This is a genomic window from Curtobacterium sp. MWU13-2055 (assembly GCF_023242305.1).
Taxonomy (GTDB): domain Bacteria; phylum Actinomycetota; class Actinomycetes; order Actinomycetales; family Microbacteriaceae; genus Curtobacterium.
This window is the reverse complement of the sequence record NZ_JALLIO010000010.1, coordinates 112213-130428: the sequence shown is the minus strand read 5'-3', so window position 1 is coordinate 130428 and position 18216 is coordinate 112213. Positions and strand designations below refer to the sequence as shown.

The following is an 18216-nucleotide window of genomic DNA, read 5'->3' as shown; positions in this document are numbered from 1 at the left end:
GTCCTTTCAGTGGGCGTTCATGAACGCATCGAAGACGGCGACCGTGCCGAGCGGGTTCTCGATCTGGGGGCCGTGGTAGCTCTCGGCGATCACCTCGTACGACGAACCGAGACGCGAGGCCATGTCCGCCTGCCACGGGATCGGCCAGGCGCCGTCCCAGACGCCGTGCGCGACGAGCACCGGCAGTCCGGTCGCGCGGAGTTCCTCGGTGGTGTCGGTGCGGTCCTCGAGGATCGCTGCACCACCGAGCACGCTGAGGACGCTCGTGTGGTCGAAGCGCTCGCGGACCATCCGGGCGTCGTCGGGGAGCTCGGCGTCGGGGCGGCCGGCCCAGAGCGGGTTCTGCGCGTCGAACAGCGCACGGTTGGAGCACGTGTCGGCGACGATCGTCTTCTCGGCGGCCTTGCGGTACGACCAGCCGTGCGGGCCGGAGCAGAACATCGTCACGTCGCGGAACGACGTCGGCGAGGCGATCGCTGCGGCGCGGACGATCACGCCGCCGAGCGAGTGGCCGATGAGGTGCACCGGAGCGCCGTCGTCGAGCAGTCCGGCGACGCGGACGACGTCGGCGGCCTCCTGCTCGAGCGTGTACGCGGTGCGGTCGTCGGGCGAGACCGAGTCGGCCTGTCCACGGCGGCTGATCGCCACCGCCGACCACCCGGCGTTGCGGAGGAGCGGCAGGAACGTGCGCCAGTCCTCCTTCGAGCCGGTGTAGCCCGGGACGATGAGCACGACACCCTTCGACACCCCGGACGGCACGATCCGGTACGCCGTGAGGCGACCGATCGGCAGGTCGATGCCGACGACGTCGACACCGTCCGGCGTCGGCAGGTGGCCGAACGCCGGCACCGCCGGGAAGTCGTGCAGCGTGGTCACAGCCGGCCCTCCGCGAGGGCGCGGCGGGGGTTCGGCACGGCGTCGAGCAGGGCGATCGTGTACGGGTCCTGCGGGTTCTGCAGCACCTCGGCCGTCCGTCCCCGCTCGACCACGGCACCCTCGTGGAGCACCATGATGTCGTCGGTGATGAGCCGCGCGCTGAGCAGGTCGTGCGTGATGTAGAGGAGCGAGACGCCCCACTGCTCGCGCAGGTCCTCGAGCAGGGCGAGCACGCCGGCGCGCAACGTCACGTCGAGCATCGAGACCGGCTCGTCGGCGATGATCACCTGCGGGTCGGACGCGAGTGCCCGGGCGATGACGACGCGCTGCCGCTGCCCACCGGAGAGCTGGTGCGGGAGCTTCTGCGCGAACTGCTCGACCGGGGTCAGGCCCACGGTCTCGAGGAGCTCGAGCACGCGGCGTCGGGCGTCCTGCCCCTTCAGGTCCGTGTAGTTCGCGATCGGGCGGGAGAGCGTGTACTCCACGGTGTGCAGCGGGTTGAGCGCCGCGTACGGGTCCTGGAACACCATCTGCACCTCGGACCGGAGGTCCCGCAGGCCGCGCTTGCCCAGGCGTGCGACGTCGAGGTCGCCGAACCGGACGGTGCCGGTCGTCGGCTTCTCGACCCCGGTCAGGAGCTTCGCGATGGTCGACTTGCCCGAACCGGACTGGCCGACCAGGGCGAGCGACTGCCCCGGCTCGAGGGTGAACGACACGTCGCGCACCGCCTGCACCGGCTGCTCGCCGCGGCGCGGAGCCGGGTAGGTCTTCACGATGTTCGAGACGACGATCGGGTTCTTCGCCGCCGATCGCTCACGCGACCCGACGGTGCTGAACGACGACGTGGCCTCCTGCCGCTTCTCGCCGGACGTCGCACGCTGCGACCGGTCCGGGAACCCGGGCAGGGACACGATCTCGGCCCGCGGGTCGGCGTAGTGCGACAGCAGCATCTGCGTGTACTCGTCCTGCGGGTTGCGCAGGAGCTCCTTCGAGCCGCCGTCCTCGACGATGCGGCCCTCGTGCATGACGAGCACGCGCTCGGTGGCCTCGAGCACGATGCCGAGGTCGTGGCTGATCAGGATCGCCGTGAAGCCCTCGGCCTGCTGCAGCTCGATGATCGTGTCCATGACGGCGTGCTGCACGAGCACGTCGAGTGCCGTGGTCGGCTCGTCGAACACCATGAGCTGCGGTTCGAGCGACAGGGCCAGGGCGATCGAGACACGCTGCCGCATGCCGCCGGAGAGCTCCCCGGGGAACCGGGCGAGCATCGACGTCGGCAGCTTCACCTTCTCGATGAGCTCCTTCATCCGGGCGTCCCAGCGGTCGCGTGACACGTGGCCGTGCGCCTTGAAGATGTCGATGAAGTGGTTCCGGACGGTGCGCACCGGGTTGAGCGCGTTCATGCCGGACTGCAGCACCATCGCGAAGCCGCCCTGGCGCTGCTGCCGGAGCGCTTCCTCGTCGAGGTCATGGATGTCGTGACCGTTGAAGACGATGCTGCCGCCGTTCGTCCGCGCCGGCGGCTTCTGCAGACGCGTCAGCGCGTAGCCGAGCGTCGACTTGCCCGAACCGGACTCGCCCACCAGGCCGACGAACTCGCCCTTCCGCAAGCTGAACGACACGTGGTCGACCGCCTGCACGGCCGTCTGGCCGGCCGATTCGTACACGACCGACAGGTCGCGGACGTCCAGTAGGACGCCCTGGGCGTCACCACCGTCGGACGGGAGGCCCGTGGCGGCGCCGTCCCGCGCCTCCAGGCCGTCATCTGCGTACGTTCGCGAGCCGCTCATGCGGTCGCCTCCTTGCGCTTCGGGCGCGCGCCTTCGCGCAGCCGCGGGTTGGACACGGCGTCGACGCCGAAGTTGATCAGGGTCAGGCTCATCGCGAGCAGCGCGATGCAGAGACCGGGGGCGAAGAGCAGGATCCACTGGCCGGTGAGCAGCGCGTTGGAGTTCTGCGCCCAGTAGAGGATCGTGCCCCAGCTGACGATCGACGAGTCGCCGAGCCCGAGGAACTCGAGGCCCGCCTCGGCCAGGATCGCGCTCGTGGCCGCTCCGAAGAAGGAGCCGACGATGAGCGAGGTCATGTTCGGCAGGATCTCGCGGAACACGATGCGGGTCGCACCGTCGCCGGAGAACTGCGCGGCCGTCACGAAGTCGCGACCGCGAAGGGACTGCGTCTGGCTGCGCAGCACGCGAGCGCCCCAGGCCCAGCCGGTGACGACGATCACCGCGATGATGACCGCGATGCCGCCGTTCTGCAGGTACGCCGCGATGACGATCATCAGGGGCAGGCCCGGGATGACCAGGAACAGGTTCACGATGAAGCCGATGACCTCGCCGATCCACCCGCGGACGTAGCCCCAGCTGAGGCCGATCGCGACGGCGACGAGCGTCGACAGGATGCCGGCGACGGCACCCACCATCACGGAGATCCGTGCGCCGTAGATGATCTGGGACAGGACGTCCTCGCCGGCGGCGGTGGTGCCCATCCAGTGGTCGGCGGTCGCGTCGGCGGACCGGGCGAAGCCGTTCTGGCTGGCACCGTACGGGGCCAGGAGCGGCGCGAAGATCGCGACCAGCACGAACACCGCGAGGATGATGATGCCGATCCGGGCCTTCGAGTTCGACCAGACGACGCCGAACTGGCGGGCGATGCTCTTCCACTTGGAAGGAGCCTGTTGTTCGTCGGTGTCCTGGGTCCGGACAGCGACAGTGGCGTTGTTGGTCATCGGCGCGTCCTCGGGTCCAGGACGCCGTACATGACGTCCACGATGAAGTTGGCGATGAGCACCGACACGGTGATCATCAGGAAGAGGGCCTGCATCAGCGGGTAGTCCTGCCCGATGACGGCGTTGAACAGCAGGTAGCCGATGCCGGGGTAGCCGAAGACCTGCTCGACCAGCACCGAACCGCCGACCACGCCACCGAGTGCCAGACCGAAGCCGGTCAGGTTCGGCAGGATCGCGTTCCGCGCCGCGTACCGGACGGCCACGGTGCGGCCGCGCAGACCGTTCGCCTCGGCGAAGGTCACGTAGTCGTCACCGAGCGTGTTGATCATCGCGTTGCGCATGCCGATGATCCAGCCGCCGAGGCTCGTCACCAGGATCGTCACCGCGGGCAGCACCGCGTGCTGCAGGGCATCGGCCGCGAACGCTCCGTTGAGCCCCGGGGTGGTGGTCGCCGAGTAGGCGCCCGTGGTCGGGAACCAGTGCAGCACGTAGCCGAGGAAGAACAGCAGGAGCAGGGCGGTCCAGAAGTACGGGAACGTCGACATGAACGAGCCCGACAGCGTCGGGAGCGAGTCCAGCCAGGTGCCGCGCTTCCACGCCGCCGCGACGCCGATCAGGGTGCCGAGGACGAACGCGAGGATCGTCACGACGCCGACCAGGATGAGCGTGTACGGCAGGGCCTTCGACACGAGGTCGCCGACCGGCTGCGGGTAGAACGTGTAGCTCACCCCGAAGTCGAGCGTGACGACCTGGTGCAGGTAGTTGACGTACTGGTCCCACAGGTTGCCCGTGGGGACACCGAGCTGGGCCTCGATGGCCTTCTTGGTGGCTTCGGTGACGGGGCCGTTCTGGCTGAGCTTCGCCAGCGCGGCGTCCGACGGGCTGCCCGGCATGAGGCGCGGGAGCACGAAGTTCAGCGTGACCGCGGCCCAGAGGGTCAGGACGAAGAGGACGAGTTTCTGGAGGATGTACTTCACTTCTGGTCCTCTTGCTGCTTCAGGATCTCCTGGCCGGCTGCGCTGTCCCGGAGCCGGAGCTTCGAGAAGATGAGCAGCGGTGCGGAGTCGTAGTTCTGCGGGGCCATGTACGGGTCCTCGGCGCTGGGCCAACCGACGAACTTGCCGGTGTTGAACAGCCCCCAGAGCCCGCCGTAGTACATGCCGATCACGGGCAGCTCGTCGTACACGATCTCCTGCAGCTGGTTGAGGATCTCCTGCTGCTTCGCGGTGTCCGTCGTCGCCTTGTACTCGTCGAGGAGCTTCTGGGTGTCGGCGTTCTTGTAGCGCTCGTAGTTGTTGACCGTCGACTTGCCGACCGGCTGGTAGAAGTCGCTGCTGAGCAGGGAGTTGAACGCCTGGTAGACGTCACCGTTGCCCATGCCGCCCATCGCCATGTCGAACGTGCCGTTGTTGATGTTCTGCTGGTAGCCAGCGGGCTGCGGTGCCTGGATCGTCACCTTCACGCCGATGGCCGTCAGGTCGCGACGGACCTCCTGCGCGGCACGGAGCCAGTCCGAGTAGCCGTTCGCGGTCATGATGGTGATGGACAGCTGCTTGCCGTCCTTCATGATCTTCCCGCCCTGCTCGGTCCAGCCGGACTTCGCGAACGCGGCCTTCGCAGCGTCGACGTCCTGCGTGATCATGCCCTTGTCCGGGATGTCCGGGTTGAGGTACTTCTCCTGGTTCGGCAGGATCAGGCCGGTCTGGCCCGCTGCCGCCAGGTTGCCCTCGGACGCGGTCTCGGCGATGTCGTCACGGTTCAGCGCGAGCGAGATGCCCTTGCGGACGTTGACGTCGTTGTACGGGGCCTTCGTCAGGTTCGGGATGAGGCCGATCACGCCACCGGCCGGGAACCACCACTGGTTCGTCTTCGACGCGGCACCCCAGGTGCCCTTGACGTCCGAGATGAACGAGTACGCCCAGTCGTAGCCGCGGGTGACGGTGTCGAGCTGCGTGTTCGTCGCCGGCAGGATGAGGTGCTTGATGGCGATCTTGTCGGCCTGCCAGTACGTCGGGTTCTTGTCCATCGAGTACTGCTGGTCGGTGTAGTTGCCGAGCACGAACGGACCGGTGCCGACCGGGTTCGGGTCGCGGAACGTCGTGGGGTCCTTCACGCCGCCCCAGTGCTGCTCCCCGAGGATGTACGTCGCGCCGATGATGTTCAGGCTGGGCACGTCGTCGCTCTTGAGGTGGAAGACGACGTGGTCGCCGTCCACCTCGATGCTCTTGATGTGCTGCCAGGCGCCCTTGACGTCCATCGCCGGGAACTTCTTCAGCAGGTCGAACGTGAAGACGACGTCCTTCGCCGAGAACGGCGAGCCGTCGGACCACTCGACGCCCTGGCGGATCGTCATGTCGATCGTGCTGGCGTCCGGCTGGCTCCACTTGCTGGCGAGCCACGGGGTGCCCTTGCCGTCGAGGGGGTTGATCTCGATGAGCGGCTCGTACATCCACTTGGAGGCCGTGCGGGCGTTCGCGATGTACGGGTTGAAGTTGCGGTCGAACAGCGGGTTGCCGTGGTCCGCGTTGATGAGCATCGTGTCCTTGCCGATCGTGGGATCGGGTTCGGACCGGACCTGGATGCTGCAGCCGGTGGCCATGAGGGCCACTGCTGCGAGCCCGGCGATCGCCGCGACGAGGCGTCCGCGTCGTCGGGTGCTGCCGGGGCGCGTTCCGGGAGCGCGGGTCCCGGGGTCGCGCTTGCCGCGCGTGCGCTGTGGGGGAAGCGTCATTGCTCGGTCGACCTCCGTGTCGAATCGGTACTGGGTCAATGTATGCGCTTACATCGCGTCGCGCAACACCGGGGTTCCGTGCCGGGGTGGTACGCAGTGGCGGGCGGCGGCAGCGAGGGTCGGAGTGAGGGTCGGAGTGAGGGTCGCTGCGAGGGTCGCTGCGCACGGTGCGCGTTCCGTTGCCGGGTGCGAGGCTGCCCGCTCCGTGCGCGGTTGCAGGCCCGCACCGGGCGGTCAACGTCGCACGGGATGAGCAAAGCCGCACGGTGCGGACGCATCGCCGCGCCGCTCGCCGCCTCGCTCGCCGCGCCGCTCGCCGCGCCGCTCGCCGCGCCGCTCGTCACAACGCCGGCGGGCAGCTTTCGCGCAGCAGCACCTCGACCGGCAGCCGGACGGCGCGCGGCGGTCCCTCGCGACGGTCCAGCCGGTCGACGATCGCCCGCACCGCTGCACGCCCGAGTTCCCCCATCGGCTGGTGCACCGTGGTGAGCCGCGGCGACGAGAACCGCCCGGCGTCGATGCCGTCGAACCCGGTGACGACGACGTCCTCGGGCACGCGCAGGCCCCGGGCGGTGGCGGCGTCGAGCACCCCGAGCGCCGACTGGTCGTTCGAGCACACGATGGCCCGGGGCACCTCGTCCGCCAGCAGCGTCGCCGCCAGCTCCCGCGCTCGCGCCCGGCCGAAGTCGCCGTGCACAACCCGGACCGACGACGCCGGCACCCCGTGGTCCGCCAACGCCGACCGGAAGCCCGTCGAGCGCTCCATGTCGTCCGGTGAGTCGATCGGGCCTGCGACGTACGCGAGCGACCGGATGCCGAGCCGCCCGATCACGTGCGATGCGAGCGTCCGCATGCCGGCGCTGTTGTCCACGCTCACGGAGTCGAACCCGTGCGACCGCCGGTCGTCGGCGAGCACCACGACCGGGATCCGACGGGCGACGTGCTCGAGCAGGTCGTCCGGCACGGTCTGCGCGAGCACGGCGAGGCCGTCCACCCGGCCGGCGACGTCGTTGACGATCACGTCGCGCGAGGACCCCCGACCGGCGGCGATCATCAGCGCGAGTCCGCGCTGCCAGGCCTCGGTCTCGGCGCCGCGCAGGACCTCGTCGAAGTACAGGTTCGAGGAGAACGGCTGGGTCACGTGGCGGCGGTCGTCGACCACACGGACACCCCCGTCGGTGACCAGGTCCGGCCGTTCGTCGGGCACCACGTCGAACCCGGGCAGCAGCAGTCCGACGACGCCGGTGCGCTTGCCGGCGAGGGCTCGGGCGTTGCCGGAGGGGACGTAGCCGAGGCTGCGGATCGCCGCCTGGACGCGGTCCCTGGTGCCCTCGCGGACGGCGTCCGGCGTGCGGAGCACGCGCGAGACGGTCGCGATCGAGACGTTCGCGGCACTGGCGACGTCGTAGACCGTGGGAGGTGCGGTACGTGGTGCAGCCAAGCCGTGCCTCCCGTCCGACGTCCGCTGGTGCGCACCGGGGCGGCGCGGCCGCACCATCCTAGGCACGGTCCGTGACGGCACTTCTCCACATGTGACGAAAGCCCTTGCGGCGGCCGGAGCGACCGCGCGACACTGTCACGACCTCAGTACGTCCCGTGAGGAAGCGCACCGGCGGGCAGGATGCCCGCGCACACCACGATGCCCACACGCAGGGGAAGGACACCGACATGTCACAGGCGACACGATCCGGAAGCAAGCTGGCGAACCGCGCGAGCCACGACGAGGCCGAGGTGCGCGACGCGCTGCTCGAGCGCACCGACGGCGGCGGTTCGACGTTCGACCAGCTCGACGCGACAGAGGAGCGCGCGGACCGCCCGTAGCGGGTCACGTCCGGCGTCGACCGGGCGACGGCCAGGAGGCGCGGACCGGCAGCTGCTGTCGGGTCGCGTCTCCGGCGCGGTCGCGTCCAGTGCCCTGCTCGCGCCACGGCGGACCGGGTCACGCGCCGCGTGTCACGCCGGGCCCCGCGGTTCGTGCTCCGTCAGGTCACGCGGTTCGCGCCCCGTCAGGTCACGCGGTTCGCATCAGCGCTCGGTGGCCCCGACGATCGTCATGCCCGCGCCGCGCAGTCGGCGGCGCTCCTGTGCGATCCAGCCGAGCAACCGGTCGTTCGTCCCGGCGACGTGCGCTGCGACGAGCCCGGCCGCACGGTCGGCGTCGCCGTCGCGCACGGCGTCGATGATGGCGCTGTGCTCGTCCCACGCGGCGTCGCGGGCCTCGGGCGTGCGTACCTCGATCCACCGGGTGCGCTCGAGACGGGTCAGGGCATCGGCGATCGCGTCGGTGATGAACCGGTTGCCGCCGAGCGCCGCCAGGTCGAGGTGGAACGTCGAGCCCATCCGGATGCCGGCTTGCTGGTCGGGCGTCGGGCGCAGGGCGTCGAGGTGCCCGCGGACCTCGGCGAGCTGCTCGGCGCTCGCCCGCTCGACCGCGAGTCGGGTGGCGGCGGGTTCGAGCACGCCCCGGAGTTCGGCGAGCGAGGCGATCTCGTCGAGGTCGATCGGGGTGACCGTCCACGAGCGCCCCTCGTGCAGGATGAGGCCCTCGCGCTCGAGCCGCGACAGTGCGGCACGGACGGGGGTCCGCGAGGCGTGGAACCGCGCTTCGAGACCGCGCTCCGAGATGCGCTCGCCCGGCGCGATGTCGAGCGTCAGGATCGCGGCACGCAGGTTGTCGTAGAGCTGGGCCGTCTGCGACACCGGGGTTGCATCGGTCGTGTCGGTCACGGCCAACAACTCTAGCGGGGACACCGTCGGAATGGTATACCGTTGTGGTATACCAATTGCTTCCGACATGAAACGATGCGAGCCACCACGATGACCGCGACCGCCGCACCCCCGACGCCCACCACGATCGGCCGCCGAGCGTGGACGATGCTCGCGCTCGGGGTCGCCGCGCAGGCCGCCGGGACCCTGGTGGTGACGGCTCCCGCTCTGCTCATCCCGTACCTGCACGCGAACGGTACGTCCCTGACCGTGGCGGGCGTGCTCGCCGCCGCACCGACGTTCGGCATGGTCCTCACGCTCATCGCCTGGGGCGCCATCACCGACCGGATCGGCGAACGGATCGTGATCGCCGGCGGACTCGTGCTGACGACCCTCGCGGTGGTCGGGGCATGGCTCGCCGCGGGCGACCCGGTCCTGCTCGGGCTGGCCTTCCTGCTGGGCGGCATGACGAGCGCGTCGACGAACGCCGCGAGCGGCCGGGTCGTCGTCGGGTGGTTCCCGAAGGAGCGGCGCGGGCTCGCGATGGGCATCCGGCAGATGTCGCAGCCGCTCGGGGTGACACTCGCGGCCGTCACGGTGCCGCAGCTCGCCGAGGGGTCCGGGATCCGCGCGGCCCTCGTCCTGCCGATCGTCCTCTGCGCCGTGCTCGCGGTGCTCTGCGCCATCGGCATCCAGAACCCGCCACGACCGGCCCGGCACACGGCACCGGCCGACGCGACGGCGAACCCGTACCGGGCGAGCGGGTTCCTGTGGCGGATCCACGCGGTGTCGATCCTGCTCGTGGTGCCGCAGTTCACCCTGTCGACCTACGGGCTGGTGTGGCTCGTCGGGCTGGGCTGGTCGACGGCCGCGGCGGGGCTGCTCGTCGGGGCGTCGCAGTTCGTCGGGGCGATCGGTCGGATCCTGGTCGGGGTGTGGAGCGACCGGGCCGGCTCACGCGTCGGACCGCTTCGGATCGTCGTCGTGAGTGCCGCCGTCGTGATGGGGCTGCTCGCGCTGGTCGACGTCACGCACCTGGCCGCCGGCGCCGTGTTCCTGGTGATCGCGACGAGCGTCACCGTGGCGGACAACGGGCTGGCCTACACGTCGGTCGCCGAGGCGGCCGGGCCGTTCTGGTCCGGTCGCGCCCTCGGCACGCAGAACACCGGGCAGTTCATCGCGGCGAGCGCCGTCGGCCCGGGCATCGGCGCGTTGGTGACGGCGCTCGGGTTCGCGGCGTCGTTCGGCATCGTGGCTGTGCTGCCGCTGCTGGCCCTGCCGCTGGTCCCGCGTGCGGACCGGTCGCACGACTGACCGCGCGATGCACTGTAGGAACGGGCGTACCTGGTCGAAAGAACTGACCAGGTACGCCCGTTTCGATAAGGTACGCGCGCGGCTCGCTAGGCGGGGACGACCGGGCCCACAGGCCAGCGCAGGAGCGCGGCGGCGGGAGCACCACCGGGCAGCGACGCGGCGTTGACGAGCACGAGCTCGGCGTCGGTCAGCACCGCGGCCCGCACGAGCGCGCACACCGCCGGCACCGCCCCGATGACCGGCGTCCCCGCGGCCTGCTCCGGTGCGGTGGCGACCCACGGCGCCCCGGCGAGCGCGAGCAGCGTCCGGTCGCCGATGGCGACGGCGTCGAGGGCGACGGTCGCGCCCTGGGCCTGCTGCAGCGCCTCGACGACGGGTCCGAGGCCGGTGACGACCTGGTTGTCGCCACGGCCGACGTGCGTGCGGAGCGAGTCCTCGAGGTCGTGACGGCGGGTGGCGACGACGCGGGCGAGTGCGGTCTCGACGTGCTCGACGAACGCCTGCTTCGAACCGGCGTCGGCTCGCGGGTCGCCCGGGAACACCGAGACGAGTGCACGGGTCTCGGACGAGAGTGCCTTCACCAGCAGCTCGCGGGCGGTGACGTCGCCGGCGACGACGACGAGTCCGGGGCGGATCGTCCGAACGGCCTCGTCGACGGCGGCAGCGGTCTCCGACGAGTTCTGCTTCCAGATCTCCTCGGTGTGCTGCTGCCAGTGCGGCTGCTTCCACCCGGTGCCGGCCTTGGCGTAGTGCAGGGTGTCGTTCCGTCCAGCCACCTGCTGCTCGGACGCGTCGGCCGCGACCGGGGCGTGGCCGAGGCGGTAGGCGCGGAAGGCCCCGCCCTCCTTGCCGGCGTGGACCATCAGGAACGGCAGGTCGACGGGACGGTGGGCGACGAGCGGCACCAGGTCCGGCACGGCTCCGACGCCGACGGACTCCGATCCGTGCAGGGGGCCGGGCAGGACCTCGCTCAGCACGACCTCGCCGTCGTGCACGAGCACGTACCGGGTGACGGGCGAGGGGACGCCGGGCTCCTGCTCGAACTCGGTGGCGACGGCGTCGACGACCTCGTCGGACGCACCCTGTGCCCGGAGCCCCTCCTCGACACCGCGGAGCTTGAGCGCCGCCTGTCGTCGGGGATCCTCGACGTTGCCGGAGACGTCGGCGTAGGCCCAGGCCCAGGTGCCGCCGCCCTCCAGTCGCTCTCCCAGGATCCGGTGCAGTTCGCTCGTCGCGTTGGTCGACGTCATGGCAGCTCCTCTCGGACGGTTGCCGGAGCCGATGAGCTCCGGCGCTCTCACGTGCGACCACACTCCACCTCGCCGCCACCGGGCGTCCACAGTCGGGAGCGAACACCCAGGCGCGAATCTGCAACGACGCTCGGTTTTGTGGTTGGCTGACCTGGACCCCGAATCGACGACGAACCGGAGTGCGGCAATGACGCCACGACCACGACCCATCTCCAGACGACAACTCCTGGGCTTCGGCATCGGCACGGCGGCGGCAGGGCTGCTCGCCGGCTGCGCCGTCCCCGGTTCCACCAACGTGAACAAGGCCGCCCTCGTGCCGGCCGCCGCGTCGGGCGAGACCGTCCAGCTCACCTACTGGGCCTGGTTGAAGGACCTGCAGAAGGTCTGCGACGTCTGGAACAAGACGCACCCGAACATCCAGGTGTCGGCGAACTGGATCCCCGGTGGCAACAGCGGCGGGTACCAGAAGATGTACTCCGCGCTGGCGGCCGGCGGCGGTCCGGACATCGGTCAGGTCGAGCTCCGGCAGATCCCCGAGTTCATGCTCGCCAACGGTCTCGTCGACCTCGCCCGCTACGGCGCGAAGGACTTCGAGTCGAAGTACGACGAGGCGGCGTGGGCGCAGGTGTCGTTCGTCGACGGCATCTACGGCATCCCGCAGGACACCGGCCCCATGGGCTTCTACTACCAGACCGCCCTGCTCGAGCAGGCCGGCGGCGAACCCCCGACGACGTGGGACGAGTGGCGGGACCTGGCCGAGAAGGTCCGGAAGACGGGCAAGCAGAACTACCTCGAGGTGTTCCCGGTCTCGGACGCGTCACCGTTCGCCGCGTACGCGCAGCAGGCCGGCGCCCGCTGGTTCAAGGTCGACGGTGACGAGTGGGTCGTCGACATGACCGACGACAAGACCCTGATGGTCGCGGACTTCTTCGACGGGGTCATCGACGACGAGCTCGTCGACACGAGCGCCGGTGCGTACTCCCCCGGCTGGTACGCCTCGGCCGCGAGCGGCAAGATCGCCGCGGTCACGAGCGCGAGTTGGGGCGACGCCCTGATCGAGTCCGTGCAGGGCGGCGAGGGCAAGTGGAAGGTCGCCCCGATGCAGAAGTGGGGCGCCGACGGCTTCGGCTCGAGCGCCATCGGCGGTTCGACGGCGGCGGTCCTGGCGAACGCGAAGCACCCGAGGGAAGCGCTCGAGTTCATCACCTGGATGACCACCTCGAAGGAGGGCATCGACGCGATGATCAAGCACTGCGGCATCGGCTGGTCGCCCGCGGTCGACTACATCGGCAAGCAGCGTGAGCAGCCGTCGAAGTGGTTCTCCGGCCAGAACTACAACGAGGACGTCTTCGTGCCGGCCTCGAAGGAGCAGAACATCGACTGGTCGTGGTCCCCCGTGACCCAGTCGGCGTTCACGAGCCTGCAGAACCAGTTCCGCCGCAAGCTCACCTCCGGCCTCAAGCTCTCCGACGCGGTGGAACTCGCGCAGCGGGAGATCGTCCAGTCCTTCAAGGACAAGGGCCTCAGCGTCAGGACGGCACGATGAGCCAGCAGACCAGCACGCGACCCGCCTTCCGCACGAGCACGAAGGCCACGAGTGCGCAGAAGCGTGCCCCGTGGATCCTGCTCGCGCCGTTCCTGGCCCTGTTCCTGCTGACGTTCATCATCCCGATCATCAGCGCCCTGTTCCAGTCGTTCACGACCGTCGACCGTGAGGGCCTGTTCGGCGAGGACGGCGTCGTCGGCAAGTTCGCCGGCTTCGACAACTACGCGATCGCCCTGCAGGACTCCGGCTTCGTCGCCTCGATCGGCCGCATGCTGCTCTTCGGCATCGTGCAGGTCCCGGTGATGATCATCGCCTGCACGATCCTGGCGCTGCTGCTCGAGTCGGCGAGCGCCCGCTGGCCGGGCTTCTTCCGCGCGATCTACTTCATGCCGTACGGCGTCCCCGGCGTCATCGCGACGATCCTGTGGTCGTTCCTGTACGTGCCCGGCCTGTCGCCGATCGTGTCCCTGCTGCAGTCGATGGGGCTGCAGCCGGACTTCCTCGGCGCCAACAGCGTGCTGTGGTCGATCGCGAACATCGTCACGTGGACCTACACGGGCTACAACATGCTCATCATCGTGGCGCAGCTCAAGTCGATCCCCGGCGAGGTCTACGAGGCCGCCAAGATGGACGGCGCCGGCCCGTTCCAGGTCGCGTGGCGGATCCAGATCCCGCTCATCGCGCCGGCCCTGGTGCTCACCACGGTGTTCTCGATCATCGGCACGCTGCAGCTCTTCGCCGAGCCGCAGATCCTGTCCACCGTCGCCCCGGCGATCGACACCGAGTACACGCCGAACTACGCCGCGTACACGAACGCGTTCGCGTTCAACGAGTACGGCGTCGCGAGTGCGCAGGCGGTCATCATCGCGCTTGCCGCGTTCATCCTGTCGTTCGCGTTCCTCGCGTTGACGAACCGCGCACCGAAGGACGAACGCGACCGGCGCAAGCGCGCCAAGCGTGACGGCCTGGAGGCCCGCACCGCGCTCCAGACGCGCGCTGCGGCGGGCAGCACCGGTACTTCCCAAGCCGCACCGGGCCTCCAGGCCAGGTCCGGTCTGCAGAACGGAACGAAGGGGGCGGACGCATGACCAGCGAAGCCATCGAAGCGCCGGCCACGGCGAAGACCGCCGTCCCCGTGGACACCACGTCGATCTCGGCGCACCAGCGCCGCAAGCTCGACCGGTCCCCACGCTCGCAGATCGTCGTGACGGGCATCCTCGTCATCGTCGCGCTGTACTTCCTCGTCCCGCTGTACTGGGTCGTCATCGCCGCGACGAAGACGACCGGTGCGCTGTTCTCGACGAACGGGTTCTGGTTCGGCGGCGAGTTCGCACTGTGGAGCAACCTGCAGCAGGTGTTCACCTACGACGGCGGCATCTTCGTCCGGTGGATCGCGAACAGCATCCTGTACTCCGGCGTCGGTGCGGTCCTGGCGACCTACTTCGCCGCGGCCGGGGGGTACGCCCTGGCGAAGTACGACTTCAAGGGTCGGCAGTTCGTGTTCGGCACGATCCTCGGCGGCGTGCTCGTGCCGGGGACCGCGACGGCGCTGCCGCTGTTCCTGCTGTTCTCGACCCTCGGCCTGACCGACACGTACTGGAGCGTGCTCATCCCGAGCCTCGTCTCCCCGTTCGGCCTGTTCCTGTGCCGGGTGTACGCAGCGGCGTCGGTGGACACCACGCTCCTCGAGCAGGCACGCATCGACGGTGCCAGCGAGCTCCGGATCTTCCACACCGTCGTGCTCCGCCAGATGACGCCGGCCCTGGTGACCGTGTTCCTGTTCCAGGTCGTCGGCATCTGGAACAACTTCTTCCTGCCGCTCATCATGCTGGCAGACCAGAAGCTGTACCCGATCACACTGGGGTTGAACAACTGGCGCTCGCAGGTCGACCGCCTGCCGGAGTTCTACCAACTCACCACCGGCGGGGTGCTCGTCTCGGTCATCCCGCTCGTCATCGCCATCATCGTCCTGCAGCGCTTCTGGCGCGGGGGCCTCACGGAAGGATCGGTCAAGGGTTGACCAACTCCGCACTCGACGACCTCCACTCGACCTCGCCGGGTTCGGCATCACGGCTCCCTCCGCGGGCCGCGCTCCACTCCGACGCACCGTCGCTCTCGCTCAACGGGGACTGGCGATTCCGGTGGTCGCCGGTCGCATCGGTGTCCGACGCGTTCGCCACCGACGCCGCCGTGGAGGACGACCCCGCGTGGGGCGAGCTCCCGGTGCCGTCGCACTGGGTGCTGCACGGGCACGGGTCGCCGAGCTACACGAACCTGCAGTACCCGTTCCCGATCGACCCGCCGCACCCGCCGGACGAGAACCCCACCGGCGATCACCGGCGCACGTTCGAGCTGCCGGCGTCGTTCGCGGCCGCCGGTCGGGTGCTGCTGCGGTTCGACGGGGTCGAGTCGCACTTCCGGGTGTGGCTGAACGGCACGCTCGTGGGCTGGTCGACCGGGTCCCGCCTGGCGACCGAGTTCGACGTCACGCAGCTGCTCCGTCCGGGGTCGAACGACCTGGCCGTGCGGGTGCACCAGTGGTCGGCGGCCTCGTACCTCGAGGACCAGGACCAGTGGTGGCTGCCGGGGATCTTCCGCGACGTCACGCTGCTCGCGCGTCCCACGGCACCGATCGACGACGTGTTCGTCCGGGCTTCCTGGGCGCCCACGTTGGGCAGTGCCGCGACGGCCGGGACGGCTGCGTCCGGACGCCCGGCGACCGGCAGCGGGACCATCACGTTCCCGACGCTGGACGCTGGCTTCCCGGTGCGGTTCGCGGTGCCCGCCCTCGGCGTCGACGTGACGTGGGCGACGGCCGACGAGGTCGCGCCGATCGAGGTCGAGGGCGTCGAGCCGTGGAGCGCGGAGCTGCCGAAGCTGTACGACGCGACGGTGTCGACCGGCACGGACGCCGGCGGTGCCGCGGGTGGCGAGACCGTCTCGTTGCGGCTCGGCTTCCGCACCGTGTCGATCGAGGGCGACCGGTTCCTGGTGAACGGCGAGCGTGTGGTGTTCCACGGCGTGAACCGGCACGAGACCCACCCCGTCCGCGGCCGCGTCTTCGACGAGGACCACGCCCGCGCGGACATGGCGCTCATGAAGCGCAACAACGTCAACGCGATCCGCACCTCGCACTACCCGCCGCACCCCCGCGTGCTGGACCTGGCCGACGAGCTCGGCTTCTGGGTGATCCTCGAGACCGACCTCGAGACCCACGGGTTCATCTTCACCGGCTGGGTCGGCAACCCGTCGGACGACCCGGCCTGGGCGGACGCCTACCTCGACCGCGTCGCACGGACCGTCGAGCGGGACAAGAACCACCCGTCCATCGTGATGTGGTCGCTCGGCAACGAGTCCGGCACCGGCCGGAACCTGGCGGCGATGTCCCAGTGGGTGCACGACCGCGACGCCGAGCGCCCCGTGCACTACGAGGGCGACTACACGGGCGAGTACACCGACGTGTACTCGCGGATGTACCCGACGCTGCAGGAGACCGAGTCCATCGGCGGCGGCACCCCGACGCCCCTGCTCGGCTGCGGCCCGGCCGAGGCGGCACGGCAGCGCTCGAAGCCGTTCATCCACTGCGAGTACGTGCACGCCATGGGCAACGGCCCCGGGCAGATCGCCGAGTACGAGGCCCTGGTCGACCGGTACCCGCGCCTGCACGGCGGGTTCGTGTGGGAGTGGCGCGACCACGGACTCCTGGCGCAGACGGCGTCCGGCCAGGACTACTACGCCTACGGCGGCGACTTCCACGAGGTCGTGCACGACGGCAACTTCGTGATGGACGGCCTGGTGCTGCCCGACGACTCCCCGACGCCCGGGCTCGCCGAGTTCGCGGCCGTCGTCGCCCCGATCCGCCTGGCGGTGTCGGAGACCACGATCCTGGTCGAGAACCGGTACCACTCGGCCTCGACCGCCGGGCTGCGGTTCTGCTGGACCCTGTCGCGGAACGGCGTCGTCGAGGCCTCCGGTCGGTTCGCCGCCGGCGTGGTGGCAGCCCGCGAGTCGGCGACCGTCCCGGTGCCGTCCGAGGTGCTCGACGCGGCCACGGCCGAACTCACACCCGGCGACGAACTCTGGCTCGACCTGACCGCCGAACTGGCGGGCCCGACCGCGTGGGCGGACACCGGCCACGTCGTCGCACGCACCCAGCGGCTCGTCGCGAGCCGTGTGGCGGACGCACCACGGACCTCCCGGCAGGGGTGGGACGGCGACCGTCTCGGCGACGGGACGTTCTCGGACCGCGGCGACCTGGTGTCCTGGAAGGGACACGAGATCGCAGGGCCCCGCCTGGAGCTCTGGCGCGCCCCGACCGACAACGACCGCTTGGCGTCGCAGGGCGGCTACGAGACGGCGGACCCGGTGCTGACGCACGGTGTCGGTGACCCGGACGCTCCCCCGTCGGCCTCGCGCTGGCGGGACCGTGGACTGGACCGGCTGACCCACCGCCTGGTGTCGGTGGCACGGACCGACTCCGGCTTGGAACAGCGGGTGCGGGTGGCGGCGGCGAACAGCGGGTGGGGCCTCGAGGTCACGCACCGCTGGACCCTGACGTCCGACGGGCTGGTGCTGCAGACCGACGCGGTGCCGTTCGGGGCGTGGGACGTCACCTGGCCGCGGATCGGGGTGCGGTTCGACCTGCCGGCCGGGTTGGCCGACGAGACGGCCACGTGGTTCGGCACCGGACCGCTCGAGTCGTACGCCGACTCGTCGCACGCTGCCCGGGTCGGTCGGTTCACCGCTCCGGTGCGGTCGCTCGGGGTCGAGTACTCGCGGCCGCAGGAGACCGGGCACCGGCCTGCGCTGCGCTCGTTGTCCGTCGGGCCGTTCACGGTGTCGACCGTGGGGTCGCACCGTGCGGGCTTCACCCTGTCGCCGTGGACCGCGCAGCAGATCGACCGCGCCGAGCACCCGTACGAGCTGCCGACGTCGGACCACCTGTACCTGTACCTCGACGCGGCACAGCACGGGCTCGGCTCCCGCGCGTGCGGCCTCGACGTGCTGCCGGAGCACCAGCTCTGGCCGCAGGCGTTCAGTTGGAGCGTGGCGCTGGCGTAGG

13 protein-coding genes and 1 pseudogene are annotated in these 18216 nt (G+C 70.3%); 6 read left to right on the top strand and 8 right to left on the bottom strand.

Annotated features, from left to right (window positions below; translation table 11 throughout):
* Positions 1–6: 6 nt before the first annotated feature.
* The 6 genes from M4960_RS17505 to M4960_RS17480 form a co-directional block, all read right to left on the bottom strand.
* Positions 7–876 (bottom strand): alpha/beta fold hydrolase, encoded by an 870-nt coding sequence (locus M4960_RS17505; RefSeq protein WP_248704947.1) that lies wholly within the window; start codon positions 874–876, stop codon positions 7–9.
* Positions 873–2666: an ABC transporter ATP-binding protein gene (locus tag M4960_RS17500; protein WP_248704946.1), complete on the bottom strand. Its 1794-nt coding sequence runs from the start codon at positions 2664–2666 to the stop codon at positions 873–875. Before M4960_RS17500 ends, M4960_RS17505 begins: the two co-directional genes overlap by 4 nt.
* Positions 2663–3607, bottom strand: coding sequence for an ABC transporter permease (locus M4960_RS17495; protein ID WP_123293511.1), 945 nt, complete (start codon positions 3605–3607; stop codon positions 2663–2665). The genes M4960_RS17500 and M4960_RS17495 overlap by 4 nt, the downstream gene beginning before the upstream one ends.
* Complete coding sequence (locus M4960_RS17490) at positions 3604–4584, bottom strand: ABC transporter permease (protein ID WP_111085432.1); 981 nt, start codon at positions 4582–4584, stop codon at positions 3604–3606. The genes M4960_RS17495 and M4960_RS17490 overlap by 4 nt, the downstream gene beginning before the upstream one ends.
* Entirely contained in the window at positions 4581–6338 is a 1758-nt protein-coding gene (locus tag M4960_RS17485) for an ABC transporter substrate-binding protein (protein ID WP_228505606.1), read from the bottom strand. The genes M4960_RS17490 and M4960_RS17485 overlap by 4 nt, the downstream gene beginning before the upstream one ends.
* Before the next feature lie 340 nt (positions 6339–6678).
* Positions 6679–7779, bottom strand: a complete 1101-nt coding sequence (locus tag M4960_RS17480; RefSeq protein WP_248704945.1) for a LacI family DNA-binding transcriptional regulator — start codon at positions 7777–7779, stop codon at positions 6679–6681.
* A 227-nt stretch (positions 7780–8006) separates the two neighbouring features.
* On the opposite strand from M4960_RS17480, the gene M4960_RS17475 reads away from it, so the two are divergent.
* Positions 8007–8159, top strand: a complete 153-nt coding sequence (locus tag M4960_RS17475; RefSeq protein ID WP_159570996.1) for a hypothetical protein — start codon at positions 8007–8009, stop codon at positions 8157–8159.
* Positions 8160–8363: 204 nt separating this feature from the next.
* On the opposite strand, the gene M4960_RS17470 is transcribed toward M4960_RS17475, so the two are convergent.
* Entirely contained in the window at positions 8364–9065 is a 702-nt protein-coding gene (locus M4960_RS17470; protein WP_235035805.1) for a GntR family transcriptional regulator, read from the bottom strand.
* A 90-nt stretch (positions 9066–9155) separates the two neighbouring features.
* Between M4960_RS17470 and M4960_RS17465 the strand changes: the two genes are divergently transcribed.
* Complete coding sequence (locus tag M4960_RS17465) at positions 9156–10358, top strand: MFS transporter (RefSeq protein WP_194672968.1); 1203 nt, start codon at positions 9156–9158, stop codon at positions 10356–10358.
* 86 nt (positions 10359–10444) lie between these two features.
* Here M4960_RS17465 and M4960_RS17460 read toward each other — a convergent pair whose 3' ends face one another.
* Entirely contained in the window at positions 10445–11608 is a 1164-nt protein-coding gene (locus M4960_RS17460) for a hypothetical protein (RefSeq protein WP_173169869.1), read from the bottom strand.
* A 187-nt stretch (positions 11609–11795) separates the two neighbouring features.
* Between M4960_RS17460 and M4960_RS17455 the strand changes: the two genes are divergently transcribed.
* The 4 genes and pseudogenes from M4960_RS17455 to M4960_RS17440 all read left to right on the top strand — a co-directional run bounded on the left by M4960_RS17455 (position 11796) and on the right by M4960_RS17440 (position 18215).
* Entirely contained in the window at positions 11796–13154 is a 1359-nt protein-coding gene (locus tag M4960_RS17455) for a sugar ABC transporter substrate-binding protein (RefSeq protein WP_131922162.1), read from the top strand.
* Positions 13151–14071, top strand: a pseudogene (locus tag M4960_RS17450) (carbohydrate ABC transporter permease); the annotation flags it as partial. The gene M4960_RS17455 and the pseudogene M4960_RS17450, both read left to right, overlap by 4 nt.
* 167 nt (positions 14072–14238) lie before the next feature.
* Complete coding sequence (locus M4960_RS17445) at positions 14239–15174, top strand: carbohydrate ABC transporter permease (RefSeq protein WP_111085425.1); 936 nt, start codon at positions 14239–14241, stop codon at positions 15172–15174.
* Positions 15171–18215, top strand: a complete 3045-nt coding sequence (locus M4960_RS17440) for a glycoside hydrolase family 2 TIM barrel-domain containing protein (protein ID WP_248704944.1) — start codon at positions 15171–15173, stop codon at positions 18213–18215. The genes M4960_RS17445 and M4960_RS17440 overlap by 4 nt, the downstream gene beginning before the upstream one ends.
* Position 18216: the final 1 nt, after the last annotated feature.